The sequence below is a fragment of the Arthrobacter rhamnosi genome (assembly GCF_054510975.1).
Window position 1 is genome coordinate 819,457 of record NZ_JBTNDN010000002.1, and the last position, 17,301, is coordinate 836,757.

8 protein-coding genes and 2 tRNA genes are annotated in these 17,301 nt (G+C 69.6%); 4 read left to right on the forward strand and 6 right to left on the reverse strand.

Going from position 1 to position 17,301, the window contains the following annotated elements; all coding sequences use genetic code 11:
* Positions 1–28 precede the first annotated feature (28 nt).
* Positions 29–2,143, forward strand: coding sequence for a RecQ family ATP-dependent DNA helicase (locus ACX80J_RS08200; protein ID WP_459347416.1), 2,115 nt, complete (start codon positions 29–31; stop codon positions 2,141–2,143).
* A gap of 81 nt (positions 2,144–2,224) precedes the next feature.
* Here the strand turns inward: ACX80J_RS08200 and ACX80J_RS08205 are convergent.
* Positions 2,225–2,312 (reverse strand) — tRNA-Ser (locus ACX80J_RS08205).
* Between the two features lie 131 nt (positions 2,313–2,443).
* Positions 2,444–4,531: a prolyl oligopeptidase family serine peptidase gene (locus tag ACX80J_RS08210; RefSeq protein ID WP_459347417.1), complete on the reverse strand. Its 2,088-nt coding sequence runs from the start codon at positions 4,529–4,531 to the stop codon at positions 2,444–2,446.
* A gap of 92 nt (positions 4,532–4,623) precedes the next feature.
* Here ACX80J_RS08210 and ACX80J_RS08215 point away from each other — a divergent pair, with 92 nt between their 5' ends.
* Positions 4,624–6,642 (forward strand): FAD/NAD(P)-binding protein, encoded by a 2,019-nt coding sequence (locus ACX80J_RS08215; RefSeq protein ID WP_459347418.1) that lies wholly within the window; start codon positions 4,624–4,626, stop codon positions 6,640–6,642.
* A gap of 119 nt (positions 6,643–6,761) precedes the next feature.
* Here ACX80J_RS08215 and ACX80J_RS08220 read toward each other — a convergent pair whose 3' ends face one another.
* Together ACX80J_RS08220 and ACX80J_RS08225 are read right to left on the reverse strand one after the other, a co-directional pair.
* A complete protein-coding gene (locus ACX80J_RS08220) occupies positions 6,762–11,303 on the reverse strand; it encodes an ExeM/NucH family extracellular endonuclease (protein ID WP_459347419.1) in 4,542 nt (1,513 codons plus the stop codon).
* 360 nt (positions 11,304–11,663) lie between these two features.
* Positions 11,664–11,751, reverse strand: a tRNA-Ser gene (locus tag ACX80J_RS08225).
* Positions 11,752–11,810: 59 nt separating this feature from the next.
* On the opposite strand from ACX80J_RS08225, the gene ACX80J_RS08230 reads away from it, so the two are divergent.
* Together ACX80J_RS08230 and ACX80J_RS08235 are read left to right on the forward strand one after the other, a co-directional pair.
* Positions 11,811–12,785, forward strand: a complete 975-nt coding sequence (locus tag ACX80J_RS08230) for an NAD(P)H-quinone oxidoreductase (RefSeq protein WP_459347420.1) — start codon at positions 11,811–11,813, stop codon at positions 12,783–12,785.
* Between the two features lie 144 nt (positions 12,786–12,929).
* On the forward strand, positions 12,930–13,751 hold the full coding sequence (locus ACX80J_RS08235) for a carbon-nitrogen hydrolase family protein (RefSeq protein WP_459347421.1): 822 nt from the start codon (positions 12,930–12,932) through the stop codon (positions 13,749–13,751).
* Between the two features lie 251 nt (positions 13,752–14,002).
* On the opposite strand, the gene ACX80J_RS08240 is transcribed toward ACX80J_RS08235, so the two are convergent.
* Together ACX80J_RS08240 and ACX80J_RS08245 are read right to left on the reverse strand one after the other, a co-directional pair.
* Positions 14,003–15,703 carry a flavin monoamine oxidase family protein gene (locus ACX80J_RS08240; protein ID WP_459347422.1) on the reverse strand — a complete coding sequence of 567 codons (1,701 nt, stop codon included), beginning with the start codon at positions 15,701–15,703 and terminating at the stop codon, positions 14,003–14,005.
* On the reverse strand, positions 15,700–17,205 hold the full coding sequence (locus ACX80J_RS08245) for an amino acid permease (protein ID WP_459345944.1): 1,506 nt from the start codon (positions 17,203–17,205) through the stop codon (positions 15,700–15,702). Before ACX80J_RS08245 ends, ACX80J_RS08240 begins: the two co-directional genes overlap by 4 nt.
* Positions 17,206–17,301 lie beyond the last annotated feature (96 nt).

Sequence of the window (17,301 nt, forward strand, 5' to 3'; positions counted from 1 at the left end):
TGGGGGAGGCTGCTGGGATACTGGGGAAATGTCGCCGACCACCACACTCAACGAGCAAGCAACCGCCCTCCTGCATACCCTCGTCGGGTCACCGGACGCGCAGTTCCACGAGGGGCAGTTCGAGGCCATCGAGGCCCTCGTCGAGGGCGGGCGGCGTGCGCTCGTCGTCCAGCGGACGGGGTGGGGCAAGTCCGCCGTGTACTTCGTGGCGAGCCTGCTGCTGCGCGCTCGGGGTGCGGGTCCCACACTGATCGTCTCGCCGCTGCTGGCGCTCATGCGGGACCAGGTCGCCGCCGCGGCACGGGCAGGCGTCCGTGCGGAAGCGATCAACTCGGCCAACCAGACCGAGTGGCAGGACATCACCGCCAAACTGCAGGCCAATGAGGTGGATGTCCTCCTCGTCTCACCCGAGCGCCTCAACAACCCGGCCTTCCGGGAGCTGTACCTGCCCGAACTCATGCGGCGCACCGGCCTGCTCGTCATCGACGAGGCGCACTGCATCTCCGACTGGGGGCACGACTTCCGGCCGGATTACCGGCGCCTGCGCGAACTGATCCTGGGGCTCCCGCAGGGCGTTCCCGTGCTGGCGACCACGGCGACGGCTAACTCCCGCGTGGTGAAGGACGTCGAGGAGCAGCTCGGCGCAGGCGGCACGGATGTCTTCACGCTGCGCGGCGAGCTAGCGCGCAAATCGCTGCGGCTCGGGGTGCTCCGCCTGCCGAGCCCGCGGTCGCGCCTCGCCTGGCTGCTGACGCACCTGTCCGACCTGCCGGGCAGCGGCATCATCTACGCCCTGACGGTCTCGGCCGCGGAGGACACCGCGCGCCTGCTGCGCGAGAACGGGCATGCCGTCCGTGCCTATACGGGCCGCACCGACCCGGCGGACCGCGAGGCCGCGGAGTCGGCCCTTAAGAACAACGAGGTGAAGGCACTCGTGGCTACGAGCGCCCTCGGCATGGGCTTCGACAAGCCCGACCTCGGCTTCGTGGTGCACCTCGGCGCCCCGTCCTCACCTGTCGCCTATTACCAGCAGGTGGGACGCGCCGGCCGCGGGACGCCGAACGCCGATGTCCTTCTGCTGCCCGGCGCGGAGGACCGCGACATCTGGGAGTACTTCGCCACCGCGTCGATGCCCTCCCAGGATGCCGCGCTGCGGGTCCTCGACGCACTGGAACCCGGTGTCGTCCTGTCCACGCCGGCGCTCGAGACGCGCGTCAACCTGAAGCGCTCGCCCCTCGAACTCCTCCTCAAGGTGCTCGACGTGGACGGCGCGGTCCGCAAGGTCACCGGCGGGTGGGAGAGCACCGGCGAACCCTGGACCTATGACGCCGAGCGGTACCGCCGCATCAGCGAGGCCCGCGTCGTGGAACAGCGGGCGATGCTGGATTACGAGAACACCCCGGGCTGCAGGATGGAATTCCTGGCGAGGTCCCTCGACGATCCCGCCGCGACGCCCTGCGGTCGCTGCGACAACTGCGCGGGCCCCTGGTACTCCGACGAGGTGGCGCACGAGGCGTCCGACTCCGCGAGCCAGGCGCTCAGCAGGGTGGGCGTGGAGCTGGAGCCGCGCGGCCAGTGGCCCAGCGGCATGGACAAGCTGGGTGTGCCCCTCAAGGGGAAGCTCAAGCCGGGCGAGGTCAGCCTGTCCGGCCGGGCCCTGGCCCGTCTGACGGATCTCGGCTGGGGCAACCGGCTCCGGGAGCTGATGGCGGACGCGACGCCCGACGCACCGCTGGATCCGGCGATCGTCGAGGCCGTGGTGCGGGTCCTGGCGCAATGGGGCTGGGACGAGCGGCCCGTCGCCGTGGTCAGCGTGCCGTCACGGCGGCGTCCACAACTCGTCGGATCTTTGGCGCAGGCGCTCGCCGGGGTGGGGCGGATCCCCTATCTGGGGCAGTTGACCACGCCGAACGGCTTCCCGCAGGGCCAGCCCGGAGGTAACAGTGCGTTCCGCCTCGCCTCCGTCTGGGACCACTTCGCCGTTCCGCCGGAGGGTGCCGCCTGGTTCGCAGCGAACCCCGGACCCGTCCTGCTCGTGGACGACTTCGCCGACAGCCGGTGGACCATCACCGAGGCGGGCAGGGCACTCCGTGCTGCAGGAGCCTCGGGTGTGCTTCCGTTCGCCCTGGCGCTGAAGGCCTAACCGGACGGCTTCCGGGGCGACGGGGCCGGTACGAGGGGGTCCGGAACGCAAAGGACCCCCTGTTTCCAGGGGGTCCGTTCGCGGAGACGGGGGGATTTGAACCCCCGGTAGGCTTTAGGCCCACACTTCATTAGCAGTGAAGCCCATTCGGCCGCTCTGGCACGTCTCCATCGGCTATCTCTAGCCTCCCAAGGTTACCCAGAAGGGGAGGGCAAGAGCAAAACGCCCCGTCCGGTCCCGGCCGTGCCGCGCACGCGCCGGCAACACCGCGCCGGCGGAACGATCCGCCCGAACGATCCGTCAGAGCGAACCGGTGAGTGCACGCCACAGGAACTCGAAGCTCATGGCATGCATCCTCGCCGCTTGCCGGTTGTCGGACGCGCCGGCATGTCCACCCTCCAGCGCCTCGTGGAACCAGACGTTCTGGACGCCCAGATCCTTCATCCTCGCCGCCATCTTGCGGGCCTGCACGGGGCCCACCCGGTCATCACTCGTCGCCGTCCAGATGAGGGTCTTGGGATACGCCACGTCGTCCCGGAGAAGGTGGTAGGGCGAGAACGTCTGCACGTACTCCCATTCCTCGGGCTTGTCCGGGTCGCCGTACTCGGCAATCCAGGAGAACCCGGCGGACAGCTTCGTGTAGCGGCGCATGTCCAGCAACGGTACCCCGCACGAGATCGCGCCGAACAGGTGCGGGTACGTGGTGAGCATGTTGCCGACCAGCAGCCCTCCGTTGCTCCGGCCGGTGCAACCCAGCAGCGCGGGCGAGGTGACACCCCGCTGCACCAGGTCGCCGGCGATGGCGGCGAAATCCTCGTAGGCGCGGTGGCGGTTGGCGTGCAGGGCGGCGGAATGCCACCGCGGTCCGTACTCTCCTCCACCCCGGATGTTCGCCAGGACGTAGACGCCGTGCCTGCCGTCCTCCGTCACGCGTTCGAGCCACCCCCGCCCGATCACGCCGCTGTAGGCGGGGGTCATCGAGTGCTCGAACCCGCCGTAGCCGGACAGCAGGGTGGGGTTGCCGCCGTCGAGCTGCAGGTCCTTCGACGCGATCTGGAAGTAGGGAACCCGTGTGCCGTCGCTCGACACCGCGAAGTGCTGCTCGACGCTGTACCGGTCCTCCGCGAAGTAGGACGGTGAGGACTTCACGGCGGTGGAGTCCCCGCCGATGGTGCCGCGGTACAGCGTCGACGGGGTCAGGAAGCCGGTGGCGACGAGCCAGTAGTCGTCGCCGGCGTCCTCGTCCTCGTCGTCGACCGCGTACGCATCCACTGAGTGGAGGGGCGGGCAGGCGTCGAGGAGGTCGGCGGCCCAGTCCCTCGCCGGGTCGACGATGCGGATCTCGGAGGACACGTCGTGGAGCAGGTTGAGCAGGAGGTGGTTCCGTGTCCAGCTCCAGGACTGGAGCGAGGTCGAGGCGTCTGGGGCGAAAACCGTCACGAAGGAGCGGTCCCCGCCGAGGAAGGAGGCGAGGTCGATGACGAGCAGGGATCCCGCTCCGTACGTGCTGCCTGCGACGCTCCAGTCCGTGCGGGGCCGGACGATCAGCCATTGCCGGTGCAGGGAGATGCTGGCGTCCTCGGGGACCTCGATGAGGCGCCACCCGCCGTCCTGCCGCAGGTAGGTCCGGCGCGTGTAGAAGTCGATGGTGTCGACGGCGAGGTCACGCTCGAAGCCGGGCGTCGGATCGTGCACTACGAGGGCCATCATGTGGTCCCGGTCCACCTCGAAGTACTGCTCGGCCGACGCGAGGTCCCCGCCGCGCGGCAGGATCCGGACGGTCCGGGGGTAGGAGCTGGACGTCATGGAGCCCGGACCGAAATCCGTGCCGACGTACAGGGCGTCCGGGCCGGCCCAGCTGATCCGGCTCTTCGCCGTCGGGATGTCGAAGCCGTCGTCGACGAAAGCCCGTCTGCCGAGGTCGAACTCGCGGTAGCGCGTCGCGTCCCCACCGTCCGGGGAGAGGGCGACGAGGACCCGTTCGTGGGGCGCGCCCTCAGCCGGACGAAGGAAGAGGGCGCCGGCCCACACCCACTCGGTTCCCTCGGCGGCGCTCAGCGCATCCACGTCGAGAAGGAGTTCCCACGCGGGGTCCTCCGAGGCGTAGCTGTCCCACGTGGTGCGGCGCCAGATGCCCTGCCGGTGCTCGGCGTCCCGCCAGAAGTTGTAGTAGAAGTCGCCGTGCTTGCCCGCCATCGGGATGCGGTCGGTGGAGTCGAGCACCTCGAGGACGCTCCGCTCCCGCTGCTCGAAATCCGGCGTCACGAGGGCGTCCTCGGTCAGCGCGTTCTCGGCGCGCACCCACTCGAGCTGCCGGTCGCCATAGATGTCCTCGAGCCAGAGAAAGGGGTCGTCCGTTGTCGCGGTGGTCTCCGTCGCGTGCGTCATGGGCCCATCCTATGCAGGGCGCGGGAAGCGCAGCACCGCGAGGAAGTCCCTGACCGGCCCGGGGCAGCGGCCGCGTTGGATAGTCTTGACGGGTGAAGAACCAGGAGGCAACGCAGGTCGCCGTCATCGGAGGCGGACCCCGCGGCACCTCGATGGTGGAGCGACTGATCGCGAGGCATCGAGCTCTCGGTGACGCTGCTCCGGACATCGTCATACACCTCATCGAGCCCCACGAGCCCGGCCCCGGGCACATCTGGAGGACCGACCAGTCGCGGCTCTTCCTGATGAACACTCCGTGCCTCTACCCCACCGTGGTGCCGGTCGGCTCCGTCGCCGGGAGTGTCGCCGCAGGACCGGTGGCTCTGTCCTTCGACGAATGGCGCGCTCGCGGCAGGGAAGGACTCGTTCCCGGCCTCGACGACGCGGACGTCGAGGAGGCCACGAGGCTCGCCTCGAGGGACTTCCCGAGCAGGGCGCTGTATGGGCGGTATCTCACCTGGGTGTTCGGCGAACTGGTGCGACAGGCCGGGCCCGGGGTCAGCCTGGTGCACCACCGCAAGGAAGCCGTCGGCATGGGGCCCGCTGGCGACGACGCCGGTGACCCCAGCGGTGACCCCAGCGGTGACTCCGGCGCGGATGCGAGGAACGGCAGCGGCGCTGCAGCCGGGGCCGCGCGACGCTGGCGGATCGTCCTCGACGACGGGTTCCAGCTCGAGGTCGCCGACGTCGTCCTGGCTGTCGGTCACCTCGCCGCCACGCTCACCCCCGAGCAGGAGAAGCTGCAGGACGCTGCAGCCCGCTACGGGCTGCAGTACTGGGCGCCCGCCGTTCCGGCGGACGTCGCCTGGCACCGGCTGCCCGCCGGGAAGACGGTGCTGATCCGCGGGCTCGGGCTCAACTTCTTCGACGCGATGATCCAGCTGACGGAGGGCCGTGGGGGACGGTTCTCGCAGCGGGACGACGGCCGGCTGGACTACGAGGCATCCGGCAGGGAGCCCCGGCTCGTCGCGGCCTCGCGGCGCGGGGTGCCGTATCGGGCGAAGGCCGAGCTCGACTCCTACATCCCCCGCAGTGTCACACTGCGCTTCTGCATACCCGACCGCGTGCTCGCGTTCCGGCGGTCGGGCGTCCAGCCGGGCTTCGATCACGACATCTGGCCCCTGCTGCACCGTGACGTGCTGTGGGCCTACTACTCGACGCTCTGCCGTACCGAGGCACGGGTGCTGCAGTCCTGCGACGCGTTCCTCGACGAACTCGACGGGGCCCTTGCCCTGGAGGGCTCCGGGTGGGAGGCCGCAGCCGGTGCCGTCGTCGCGCGCCGGGTGCCGGAGGACCTGCGCCTGGACGTCGAAGCCCTCGCGCACCCGTTCGCCGGGCGCCGCTTCGAGGACGGCGAGGAGTTCGCCGCGGCCGTGCTCGCCTATCTCGACGCCGATGCCGCCGGTTCCGCGCGTGGCGAGGACGATCCGCTCAAGATGGCGATCGGGGCTATGAATGCCGGCCGGTCGGTCATCAAGCAGGCCGTAGCGGACGGCGGTATCTCCGCGACATCATGGAACGCCGAACTGCGGGGATGGTTCGAACCACTCGTCGAGGGTCTCGCGAGCGGACCGCCACCGGTGCGCATCGCCCAGCTCGCGGCGCTCGTCCGCGCCGGGATCGTGCGCTTCGTCGGGCCGAACCCGAGTTTCGGCTTCGACCCGGACGAGGGACTCTTCCGCGCCACGTCTCCCTGGGTCCATGGCGATTCGTTCTCGGGGCGCTACCTCGTGGAGGCGATGATGCCCGCCAACCGGGTCTCGACGAGTCTGTCCCCGCTCATGCGCAACCTCCTGGCCACGGGCACCGTCCGGCCCAGGACCTCGATGGCCGAGGACGGAGTGCCGGTGACCTCAGCAGGGCTCGACGTCTCCGCTCCTCCCTACCGCGCCGTCGACCGTAGCGGGAAGGAACAGGAATCGCTCTTCGTGATAGGTCTCCAGCTCGCATCGGTGCAGTGGGGAACGGCCATCGCGGCGGAGGCCGGAGCACCCCTGGAGGCGGGCGGCAGGACCCTGCTGGACGCCGACGCGATCGCAGGCGCCATCCTGACGCGGGCCGCAGCCGCCTGACACGCCCCTCCGGGAACCGGACGCGGCACGGTGCTCCCGGATCCGGTGCCGAAAAAGGGGACCTTCACCATGCCGGTGAAGGTCCCCTCGATTCTGCGGGCCGGAGCCCGGCGGTCTACCTAGCCCTCGAGGCAGCGGTGGTAGTTCGCGAGGTGGGCACGGTAGCTCGCCCAGCTGCCGTTGTTCGCCCCCTCGGCCGGCAGGGCCGGCTCGGAGCAGGCGGGCTTGCCCGGCTTGATGGGCTTGCCGGGCTTCTCCGGCTTGCCCGGCGTGGGCGGTTCGACCGGAGGAACCGCTTCGACCGTGACCGGAAGAGTCACCGTCGTCCCGCTGGGTGCCGCCGTCAGGACGATGCGTCCCTGCCCGCTCGCAGTGGCCGGAACGGTGAGGTCCACCGTGGCGGTCCCGTCGGTGACGGGGACGGAGCCCAGCGGCGTCGTGGTGCCATCGGCGGCCACGAAACCGGCGGCCAGCGTGGTGTTGACCGGGCTGCCCAGTGACGTCAGGTCCAGCTTCGACACGGTGAAGGACACGGCGGCGCCCGCCTTCACCGTGGTCGGAGCGCCCTGCACCTGGACGCTGCGACGGTCGAAGGACGGCGACAGCGGGCTGTTGGCCCGGATGTAGTCGATCCAGGCGTCCCGGTCCACCAGTCCGGAGTCGCGGGTGTCGGCTCCTTCACGGAACACCGTGAAGTTGTCGCCACCCTGTGCCAGGAAACTGAAGGTGCCGATCCTGTAGTCCTTGGCGGGATCGAGGGGCGCGCCGTCGATCAGGACCGAGGTGATCCTCGAGCCCCGTGCCAGCGTCGGGTCGTAGGTGACGCTCACGTTGTCCGACAGTCCGAGGGCCAGGAAGGCCCTCGAGCTGCCGTCCGGCTGCCACTGCTGCTCCAGCAGCGCCTTGAACTCCGCACCGGTCAGGGTGGTCGTCCAGAGGTTGTTGACGAACGGCAGCACCGCATTCGCCTCTGCGAAGGTCACGACGCCGTCCGGTGCGTAGTAGAGCTCGTTGCGGAGCCCGCCCGGATTGACGACGCCGATCTGCGCTCCGCCACGTTCGGCGGGGGAGAGGCTGGCCCGCAGGGAGTCGGCCACGAGATTGCCCAGCGTCGACTCCGAGGTGCGGTCATCCCGCGTGGTGCCGGTGAAGGCCGTCGTGATGTCCTCGGTGACCGACCCGACGGGCCGGCTGCCGATGACCGACGCCTGCGCGAGTGCCGCGTCGACGATGCTCTTGACCTCTGCGACCCGTGGGAAGGCGCCCACGAGCGCGGCGTCCGCGTCGGTGGTCCGGGCGACGTTGCGGGCCGTGTAGGACTCGACGTCGCCCGTGGCGGTGTCGACGGTCAGCGTGATCTGGCCGATGAATTCACCGTAGGAACCGGTCTGCAGGATCGGCCGGGTCTCGCCGGAGGCCCCCGGAACGGGTGCGTCCCAGGCGTACTGCTTGTGCGTGTGGCCCGTGAAGATCGCGTCCACCAGCGGGGTCGTCTCCGTGACGATGCGGGCGAACGAACCGCCGGCGGCGACCTCCTGCTCGAGCGTCGCCCCCTCGACGACGCCGTCGCCGGCGCCCTCGTGGTACTCGGCGACGATGACATCGGCGAGGCCCTGATCCTCGATCTCCTCCGCGACGCGGTTGACAGCCGCCACCGGATCGCCGAAGTCGACGTTCGCGATGCCGCCGGGACTGACGAGCGTCGCCGTCTCCTCGGTGACCACGCCGATCACTGCGACGTCGACGCCGTCGACGGTAATGATCGAGTATTCATCCAGTGCGGGGTCGGTGGTGCCCTTGGCGTAGACGTTCGCACCGAGATAGGGGAAGTCCGCCGTGTCGGCGACGCGTCCGGTCAGGTCCCCGAAGCCCCTGTCGAACTCGTGGTTGCCCACGGCCGACGCCCGGAGGTCCAGCGCGTCGAGGACATCGAGGGTCGGCTGATCGTCCTGGAGGGCGGAGGCGAACAGCGACGCACCGATGTTGTCACCGGCCGAGAGGAAGGCCGTCTTGTCCTCGCCGAACTCGGCGCGCAGCTTCTCGACCGTCCCCGCGAACCGGACCGTGTTGGCGTCGATCCGACCGTGGAAATCGTTGATGTTGAGCAGGTTGAGCTCCGCGGTCGTGTCGGCCGGTGCCAGGTCCATGCCGACGACCACGGGGTCGTGGTCGCTGGCGCGATACGGGTCGGCCACGTAGTAGTCGGTGACGTTGTTGTTGAAGCGGCTGTACTCGAGGGCGACCGACTCCACCGAGTTGATGTTCCACGTGTCCACGCCCGTGACGGTGGCGTCCGCCGCGGGTGACGCGAGGATGTGGTCGAGGGATCCGCTGAGGCCCGAGAAGACGTAGGAGTACTTGCCGTCCTTCTTGCCCTGGTCGACATACCCGGCGTCGTAGAGGACCTGCATGGGGTCCTCCATCGTGTAGGCGTTGAAGTCGCCGGTCAGGAAGACCCTGTCGGTCTTCGCCGCCGCCTTCATGGAGTCGGCGAAGCCCACGAGGGCCTGTGCCTGGGCGACGCGCGCGGCGTTCCAGACGCCCTGGCCGTCACCGGTGTCAGCGTTGCCGCCGGAGCTCGGGCCGGAGCCCTTGGACTTGAGGTGGTTGACGATCGCGAGGAAGGTCTCCGCGTCGCTGCCGCCGACCGGCTTGAAGGCCTGCGCGAGGGGCTTGCGGGCATTCGAGAACGCCACGGTGTCGTTGAGGATGACCGACTCGCCGACGGGTTCCGCGACGGCCTTCTTGTAGATCAGTGCGGTGCGGATGAAGTCCTCGTCGGCGAGGGCGGGGACGGCCGCGGGGGAGCGGACGTAGTCCCAGGTGCCGGGGGCCTTCTCGTTCAGCGCCTCGACGAGGGTGGCGAGGGCGAAGTCGCGGTCCTTGCCGAACTTGGCGGAGTTCTCGACCTCCATGAGGGTGACGACGTCGGCGCCGAGGCCATTGATTGCGGCGACGATCTTCGCTTCCTGGCGCTCGAGGTTCTCCTTGTTAGCGGCGCCGCGGGAGTCGCAGCCGCCGTCGACGGTGATCGGGTTGCCCGCGCGGTCCGTGAAGTACTTGCACCCGGCGAGCTCCTCGCCGGTGGTGGGGAAGTAGTTCAGGACGTTGAAGGAGGCGATCTTCAGGGAGCCGCCGACCGGCTGGGGCGCGGCCGGGCGCTCGCCGGCGAACTGCACGGGCTGAGCGTCGGGGTGCGCGCCGTCCAGTTCAGCCAGCGGCTGGAACTTCCATGCGCTGTTGCGGTAGTCGAGGATCACCGGTGAGGTGAACGCGGCGCTGTAGCCCACGCGGACCGGCTGGGACGCCGTGAGGTACGGGAGTACCTTGCCGCGGTTGGCCTGGGCGAAGAAGTTGGTCGTAGCGCCGTCGTCGAGCCGGACGCTCCGGGCCGCGTTGTCGGCGATGACCGCTGCGTTCTCCGGAGTACCCGGACGTGCGACGTCGGTGGGCTGGAGGAGGCGCTCGGTACCGGCCGCGAGGGTGACCTCGCCGTACTGGTTGAGCGCGTAGTTGTCGGCGACCGTGTAGGCGCCGGAGGGCTGGAAGAGCATGCCCTCGACGGCTTCACGTGCGGTGTCGGTGGCGGGCAGGGCGATGGTGGAGGCCTTGGGCTCCTCGGCTGCCTCGGTGAGCTTCGTGGTGCCGCCGGCGGGGACCGTGAGCTGCGTCAGGTTGAAGAACTCCCCGGCGGTGCCGGTCACCTGCACATAGTCGCCCACGGCCACGGACGCGACCGTGTCGGGGGAGAAGACGAAGAGTGCGTCCGACGCGGTCTGGTCGGCTGCTGCAGAGCTGCCCGCGGTCTGGAGGTAGAAGCCGGCGAATCCGCCCGTGGGGTATGCAGCGGTGACCTTGCCGCGCGTGGTGACCGTCTGGCCGGAGAGCGGCGTGGCGGTCCCGGTGCCCTGGATGTCACGGATGGGGACCACCGCGCCCGGCGTGGGAGGAGCCGTCGGCGTGGGCGTCGGAGTGGGCGTGGGCGTCGGTGTGGAGCCGGCGGCCGACGCGCTGTTCATCGGCGTCGTGTCCTGCAGCGTGAAGTCGGCACCGTTGTCGTCCGTGTCGGCGAAGCCGGTGCGGTTGGCGGACTTCGTGCTTCCGGCGCCGGGTGTCGGTGCGGCCGTGCCCTCGAACGCGTTGGCCGTGCCATAGCCCAGGGCATCGACGACGCCGGGCGTACCGACGATGCTGCCGATACGGAGGGCGCCGACGGTCGCGGCCTGATCGGACAGCACGAGGACGCCGCCCGCGGCGCCGGGGTTGAGGCCGGTCGCGAGGTCAGGGGTGGGCAGGGCGGACCCGGCCGTGCCGTTGGAGCCGCCCTGGACCAGGAAGTAGCCCTTGGCCGGGATGATGCCCCGGAGTGCGGTCGCAGCGGGTGTCGCGGTGGACCCCGGCGCACGGTACTGCAGCGACCACCCGTCGAGGCTCACCGGTGCGTCGGTCGGGTTGTAGAGCTCCACGTACTTGTTGGTGAACGGCGTCCCCGCGGAGCCACCCGACAGATAGGCCTCGTTGATGATGACGCCGGTGCCCGCGGCAGATGCCGTTGCCGGTGGTGTCTCCACGGCGTTGGCCGGCAGTGCGATCATCGGTGAGGCGATCAGCCCCACCGACAGCGCCGCACCGAGCGCTCCCTTCCATGACGAATAAACCATTCGTTCGTTCTTCTCCTTGACGAAGGCTGCCCAGCAGCCGCGAGTGAAGCCCGCCGACCCTCGATGGGTGGCGTGTTGGCAGAAGCACCCTATGTGACACAGGTGACAATTCCGTCCCCGGGAGGAGCCAACCAGAACATCGTTAACAATGGGTTACTAAAAAGCCAGAGGGCCCGGAACATCAGGAGTTATCGGTGGGGATCCGTGGACGCATCGCACTGTCGACCCGCGTCCTCGGGCATTCCGTCCACTGGAGTGTCCTCCGCATCATGCGTTCCCGACGCAGCACGGGTCTCCCGGTCGGTGTCCGCTTCCTGCCGAAAAGGAAGGAGGCCCCGCCATGCGGGGCCTCCTGATGAGCGGAAGGTAAGGGATTCGAACCCTTGAGACGGGGTGACCGCCCACTGGTTTTCAAGACCAGCTCCTTCGGCCGCTCGGACAACCTTCCCGCCGCTAGTGTTTCACGAAGGGCGGTGACGCCCAAATACCGAGGGACTGGAGGATCGTATGCGCGCAGTGGTGATCGAGGGGGCAGGTGGGCCGGAGGTCCTCTCCGTGCAGGAGGTCGACGATCCGGTGCCGGGCGCGGGCGAGGTACTCATCGACGTCGTCGCGGCCGGGCTGAACCGGGCCGATGTGCAGCAGCGGCGCGGCTTCTACCCGCCGCCCGCGGGTGCGTCCGCTGTGCCCGGTCTCGAGGTGTCCGGCACCATCGCGGACGCGGGCAACTCACAGTTCGCCGAAGGGGACGCCGTCGTCGCCCTGCTCGCAGGTGGAGGGTACGCTGAGAAGGTGGCGGTGCCGGCCGGGCAGGTGGTCCGGGCACCGGAGGGCGTGGGCCTCGTCGAGGCCGCCGCGCTTCCCGAGACCGCCGCGACCGTGTGGTCGAACCTCGTCCTGCAGGCCGGCCTCGCGCCGGGCGACGACGTCCTGATCCACGGGGCGTCCGGTGGCATCGGCGTGATGGCCGTCCAGGTGAGCCTCGCACTGGGGGCGGTGCCGCATGTGACCGCCGGGTCCGCCGCGAAACTCGATGTCGCCCGAGCCCTCGGCGTACGGACCCTCGTCAACTACCGGGAGCAGGACTTCGTCCAGGAGCTGATGGCGGCGACCGACGGGCGGGGTGCCGACGTCGTCCTCGACGTCGTGGGCGCGAAATACCTGGCACGCAACATCCAGGCCCTCGCCACCGGCGGACGGCTCGTCGTCATCGGGCTGCAGGGCGGAGCGACGGCCGAGCTCGACCTCGGAGCGCTCATGGGCAGGCGGGCGAGCATCGCGGGAACCACCCTCCGGGCACGGCCCGTCGCCGAGAAGTCAGCCATCATGGCAGCGGTGCGCGAGAGCGTCTGGCCGCTCGTGGCGACCGGTGCCGTCCGGCCGTTCGTGAACCGGACCTTCCCCCTGGCGCAGGTGGCCGAGGCCCACACCTACTTCGATGCGGGGGAGCACACCGGCAAGATCCTGCTGCTCATGCCCTAGGAGCACCGCGCACGGCCACTGCGGGCGATGTGCCCGGAGACTCCTGCCGGTGGGACGAAACGACCCGGTCAGCGGATGCCTCGCCGATTAAACTGGGGAGAGCACTCCTGGCCCTTCCGGGCCGGCACAACCGAGGTGGTACCGATGCTGCTGTCCGTCCTGCAGGCCCACGCCGACGTCCTGAACGTCGAGGCGAATCTCCGGACCATCGACGAGGCAGCCGGGCGCGCCTCGCAGGCAGGGGCGGACATCCTCCTGACACCGGAGCTCTTTCCGGTCGGGTACGCACCCCGGCGGCTCGCCGCCGAGCTGGATCCCGCGGTGCTGCCGGAGGTTCGGCAGCGCCTTGCCGGGATCGCCCGGCGGCACGGCATCGGCCTGGTGTACAGCCTTCCCGCCACACCCGAGCAGCCCGGAGGCAGCTCCTACGGCAATGGATGGCAGATCACGGCCACCCTCCTGGACGCCGCCGGGGTCCCGCTCCTCCACTACGGGAAGGTCCACCTCTTCGGCGCGGAGGAGCGTGCAGCGTTCGTCCCCGCCCAGGATCCTCCCGGCGTCGTCGAGTTCAAGGGAGTCCGGACGTCCCTGCTGATCTGCTACGACGTCGAATTCCCCGAGGCGGTGCGGGCCGCGGCCACGCGGGGCGCGGAGCTGCTGCTGGTACCGACCGCCCTGTCCGCCGGGTTCGAGTCCGTGCCGCAGGTCATCATTCGGTCCCGGGCCCTGGAGAGCCAGCTCGTCGTGGCGTATGCGAACCACAGCGGCCGCGAGGACGTGTACGACTTCGAGGGCGGAAGCGTCGTCGCCGGGCCGGATGGCTCCCTGCTCGCCGCGGCTGGACACGACCCCACCCTCCTGTTCGCCGAGATCGACCCGGACGCTGTGCGCGCCGCGCGCGACGGCGTCCCCTACCTCAGGGAGCGTCGCCCCGAGGTGTACAGGACCTGGGAGAACAGCGCCTGAGCACACGGGGCCTTCCGCGGAAGGCCCCGTGTCGTTTCTCGTCGGGATGCCTCTATTGCCCGGGCGGCGGAGCGGGCCTAGTCCGTCTCCGGGCCGGAGCAGTACTCGCAGCGGGGCGTGCAGGGCGCATCCGCCGGCGGGGTGCCGTCGTCGGCGGGCGCCGGGGGGTTCGCTGCAGGAGCGGGGAGGACGGACGACAGCATGGGGGAGCCTTTCGTTCGGGGGGTGTTGCCGGCACGCTGATGGCGAGGTCAGTCGAGGCTGATCGGCCCGATCGCGTCGAGCAGGTCACCGGGACCGGGATTGCCCGGTGCGGACGACCCGCCCAGGTGGTTCACCACGCCCCACACGGCGTTCAGGCCCGTCGTCACGGCGCCTTCCGCCCAGCCGGCGGTGAAGGAGATGTCGTCACCGGCCAGGAAGATGCCGCGCTGGGCCTCCGGGAGGGCGTCCTGCTTGAAGTGCGTGAACAATCGCTGCTGGTACCGGTAGTGGCCCGGCAGGTTCGCCTTGAAGGCGCCCATGAAGTTCGGATCCGCCTCCCATGAGACGGTGATGGGCTGTCCCACGATGTGGCCGGCGATGTCTACGCCCGGGTAGATCTGCTCCAGCGAGTGCAGCATGAGTTCCACGCGCTCGTCCGCGTCGAGGGCCAGCCACTTCAGGGCGTCGTCGTTCCAGGTGTAGGACAGCAGGATGACGGCCGGCTTGTCCGGTCCGTTGTCCAGCAGGTAGGTGGCGCGGTTCAGCCGGTCGGTGAGGGTCATGGACAGGACTTCCTGGCCCGTCTCCGGATCGATGTCCTTCCAGAAGGGCCGGTCCACCATCACGAAGGTCTTCGACGACTGCATGTAGTGCGACCGTTCCATCGCGGTCCAGAGGTCGGCAGGGAACAGCGCTTCCTGGGTGTGGATCCGGGTGGACAGCAGCCAGGACTGGCACGTGGTCACGACGGCCGGGTAGCTGGCTTCGCGACCCCACCGTTCGCGGATGCGCAGGTCGCCGTCGGGGTCCCGGCTGATCCTGCCCACGGCGCCGTGGGGTGAACCCGAGTGCAGGGACGCGAGGGAGGTCCCCTCCGGCCAGTGCCTCATCCCCGACGGCGCGTGGTGCCACAGGGCCTCCGGCAGGCGCTGCGCTCCTCCGCGGATGAGGCGGTGCTGGTCGTCCGCGTCCGTGTACACCACCCGGAGGATCTCCAGGATGGAGTTGGGGAAGTCCGTGTCCCAGCCTCCGGTGCCGAAGCCCACCTGCCCGAAGGCCTCCCGATGGGCGAAGCCTGCCTCCTTGAAGGCCTTGCTCGCGGCGATGAAGCCGTAGAAGGTCTGCTCGTCCATTCGCGGCAGCAGGTCGTTCCAGAGTTCCTTGATCCGGACCGTGTCCCGCGAGCGGATGGCATCCTGCATCTCGGTGAACCTGGCGCCGTCGTTGATCGCTGCCTTCCAGGCGTCGGCCACCTCCTGGAAGAAGGGGGGAAGGTCCTCCGGTGTGGTGGCGTAGTGCTTCTTGCCGGCCAGTTCGATCACGGTGCTGGAGGAGGCCGACGAGAGCGGGTTGGGGAAGTCCTCGGTCTCCACTCCCAGCAGGTCCACGTAGTGGTAGAAGGCCCTGCCGGATACGGGGAAGCGCATGCCTCCCAGGTCCGCCACGACGCCGGGCGCCGCGGGGAAGGCCGCTGTCCGGAGGCGTCCACCGATCTGGTCCGCCTCGTAGACCACCGGCCGCAGCCCCAGCTTCATCAGCTCGTAGGCCGTGACGAGGCCGGAGAGGCCGGCGCCGATGACCGCGACCTCGGTGCCGAGCAGTTCCTCCGGGACCGACCCCAGGCCGTCGGGATGGGCGAGGTAGTGGTCGTAGCTGAACGGGAAGTCCGGGTTCAGCATGGTGATCGGGGAGGCCGCCTTGCGGGTGGCGGCGAGATCGTCGGCCGGGAGTTCGGTGGCGGTGGTCACGGGTGCGTCTCCTGCAGGGTCGAGGGCTTGGCGGTCAGTGTGCGGTAGTCCAGTTCGCTGAGGGCCGCGACCTTGGAGTTCCGGCGTCCGTAGCCGACGTAGATGCCGATGCCCACGAGCATCCACACACCGAAGACGAGCCACGTGGCGGCGCCGAGGTTGGCCATCAGGTAGGCGCACATCAGCGTTCCCAGGATGGGTGTGACGGGGTAGAACGGGACGCGGAAGCTGCGCGGGAGGTCCGGCCGGTTGCGGCGCAGGTAGACTACCGCGACGTTGACCAGCGCGAAGGCGAAGAGGGTGCCGATGCTGGTGGCGTCGGCAAGCTCTCCGAGCGGGACCAGTCCCGCGGTCACGGCGACGACGGTGCCGACGATGAGCGTTCCGGCGACGGGTGTCCCCGTCCGGCGTGAGACACGCCCGAAGACGGGCGGAACGAGTCCGTCGCGGGACATCGACAGGAGGATGCGTGTCTGGCCGTACAGGACGGTCAGCACGATGCTCGCGATCGCGAGCACGGCACCGGCGGAGAAGACGAGGGCGATCCATGGCCGGCCCGTGAGCTCCTGCAGGATCTGCACCAGCGCCGCTTCCGTTCCATCGAACCAGCCCCACGGGCGGGCCCCGATCGCGGCGACGGCGACGAGGACGTACACGCTGGTCACGATGAGCATGGACAGCAGGATGGCGCGGGGGAGATCGCGCTTGGGGTTCCGGGCTTCCTCACCGGCAGTGGAGGCGGCATCGAAGCCGATGTAGGAGAAGAAGACGCGGGAGGCCGCGGCCGAGACGCCGGCCGCACCCATGGGCAGGAGCGGCTCGAAATTGCCGGCGTCGAAGGCGGTGAAGGCCACTGCGCAGAAGAACAGCAGGATGCACACCTTGATGACGACGATGGCCGTGTTGATCCGGGCGCTCTCACGCGCGCCCCGGACCAGGAGGACCATGGAGAGCAGCACGATCGCCATCGCGGGGATGTTCACGACGCCGCCGTCGCCCGGGGGCTGGGACAGTGCAGCCGGCAGGACTTGGCCGAACCCGGCTAGCGTCTCGTTGACGTACTGGCCTGCGCCGACCGCTACAGCGGCGACGGACACCGCGTACTCGAGCACCAGGCACCAGCCGCAGATCCAGGCCATCCCTTCACCCATGGTCGCGTAGGAGTACGAGTAGCTGGAGCCGGCGACGGGGACCAGCCCGGCCATCTCGGCGTAGGAGGCGGCGGAGAACAGCGCGGCCAGACCGGCGAGGACGAAGGAGATCCAGATCGCCGGACCTGCCAGCGGGACCGACTCGCCCAGGATCACGAGGATGCCCGTGCCCAGCGTGGCACCAACGCTGATCATGGTCAGCTGGAGAACCCCGAAGCTGCGCACGAGTGGCGCACCTCCGCCGTCGCTTCCGGCTTCGCCGACCATCTGGTCGATAGGTTTACGCCGGAGCAGCTGGGCGCCCAGGCCCGGCCGGCCCTCGCCCGGGATGGTTGTCTTCTCAGCGTTCATAGGCAGAGTCACCTGTGGACGTCCCTTCACAGTAGTTTCTTTCCGGGAACCACCATGGCATGTGAGCCGAGTCTCACCCTGGTGCGAAATGACCTA

Coding starts and splice junctions, on each gene's coding strand:
- ACX80J_RS08200 (WP_459347416.1), top strand. CDS start 29: ATGTCGCCGACCACCACACTCAACGAGCAAGCAACCGCCCTCCTGCAT.
- ACX80J_RS08245 (WP_459345944.1), bottom strand. CDS start 17,205: ATGAACGCTGAGAAGACAACCATCCCGGGCGAGGGCCGGCCGGGCCTG.
- ACX80J_RS08235 (WP_459347421.1), top strand. CDS start 12,930: ATGCTGCTGTCCGTCCTGCAGGCCCACGCCGACGTCCTGAACGTCGAG.
- ACX80J_RS08210 (WP_459347417.1), bottom strand. CDS start 4,531: ATGACGCACGCGACGGAGACCACCGCGACAACGGACGACCCCTTTCTC.
- ACX80J_RS08230 (WP_459347420.1), top strand. CDS start 11,811: ATGCGCGCAGTGGTGATCGAGGGGGCAGGTGGGCCGGAGGTCCTCTCC.
- ACX80J_RS08220 (WP_459347419.1), bottom strand. CDS start 11,303: ATGGTTTATTCGTCATGGAAGGGAGCGCTCGGTGCGGCGCTGTCGGTG.